The sequence below is a fragment of the Thauera sp. WH-1 genome (genome assembly GCF_047806685.1).
In the GTDB taxonomy this organism is placed as follows: domain Bacteria; phylum Pseudomonadota; class Gammaproteobacteria; order Burkholderiales; family Rhodocyclaceae; genus Thauera.
Genome location: NZ_JBLQGP010000059.1, coordinates 1 through 1,509 on the forward strand (window position 1 = coordinate 1; position 1,509 = coordinate 1,509).

Annotated in this window: 1 protein-coding gene; it reads left to right on the plus strand. The window is 63.7% G+C overall.

From position 1 onward, the window contains the following. The first annotated feature begins 59 nt into the window (after window positions 1-59). Window positions 60-1,418: an IS1182 family transposase gene (locus ACMV5O_RS21250; RefSeq protein ID WP_324588617.1), complete on the plus strand. Its 1,359-nt coding sequence runs from the start codon at window positions 60-62 to the stop codon at window positions 1,416-1,418. Window positions 1,419-1,509: the final 91 nt, after the last annotated feature.

The following is a 1,509-nucleotide window of genomic DNA, read 5'->3' on the forward strand; positions in this document are numbered from 1 at the left end:
CTAGCAGCCTGTCGGACTACTCCCTGTAAAATACCGCATCACCCCCGGATCCTGAGAGCATGAGCCGCTTCCGCCCGATCGACCGCCAAACGGACTATCTGCTGCCGCCCTCGGTACAGGAATGGCTGCCCGAAACGCATCTGGCGCGCTATTTGGTCGACGTGGTCGAGGCGCTGGATCTGTCGGCGCTGGAGCGCGCGTATGCGGGGCGTGGCAGCGATGCCTACCACCCGGCGATGCTGCTGTCGCTGCTGATCTACGGCTACGCGACGGGGACGCATTCAAGCCGCCGGATCGAACGGGCGACCTACGATTCGCTGGCGTTTCGGTTCATCGCCTGCAACCAGCACCCGGACCACGACACCCTGGCGAGTTTCCGGCGTCGGTTCGGCGAACAGTTCGCCGACATCTTCGTGCAAGTGCTGCAGGTGGCACGCGAGAACCAGCTCGCGCGCTTTGGCACGGTCAGCCTGGACGGCACCAAGCTGCACGCCAACGCCTCTCGGCACAGTGCGCTCTCTTACGGGCACGCCGAGAAGATCGAAGCGCAGTTGAAAGCCGAAGTGCAGGAGATGCTCAAGCTGGCCGAGGCCGCCGACCAAGGCCATGTGCCCGAGGGCGTGGATTTGCCTGCGGAGATCAAGCGGCGAGAAGACCGGCTGGCAGCCATCGCGGCGGCCAAGGCCAGGATCGAGGCCCGCGCGAGGGAACGTTTCGAGCGCGAGCAAGCCGAGTACGAGGCGAAGATGGCCAAGCGCCAGGCCAAGCAAGCGAGCACGGGCAAGCGGCCCGGCGGCAAGCCACCCGAGCCCCCACAGGCGGGTCCCCGGACCGAGGATCAGATCAATCTGACCGATGAAGATTCGCGCATCATGAAGGTGGCCGGCGGTGGTTTCGAGCAGTGCTACAACGCACAAGCCGTGGTCGATACCGAATCGATGCTGGTGGTGGCGCCCCACGTCACCACCGCAGGTAACGACAAGGAGCAGGTCGCGCCGATGCTCGAGCGCATCCAGGCGCTGCCCGATGGGCTCAATCAACCCAAGCGGCTGCTGGCCGACACCGGCTTTTACAGCGAACGCAATGTGCAGTGCTGCCACGACGCCGGGGTCGAACCGTTGATCGCCGTGGGGCGCGATGCGCATCATCCGGATTGGCGCAGCCGCTTCGAAGAGCCCGCGCCACTCGAGATGCCTGCCTCCCACGTCGAGCAAATGAAGCACGCTCTCAAGACCCAGGCCGGTCGCGCCGCCTACGCGCTGCGCAAACAGACGGTCGAGCCGGTGTTCGGCATCATCAAGTCCGTGATGGGTTTCCGTCAGTTCCTGCTGCGCGGTGTCGACAACGTCCGCAACGAATGGACGCTGGTCTGCCTCGCGTGGAACTTCAAGCGCATGGCCGTATTGCGTCTGCAGTGAGAAGAAACGACCGTAGCATGACGATTTCGCGTAAAAGAAGGCCCTTTCGGCTCTGAAATGCCGATTATTTTTCACATCATGAAAACCCGCC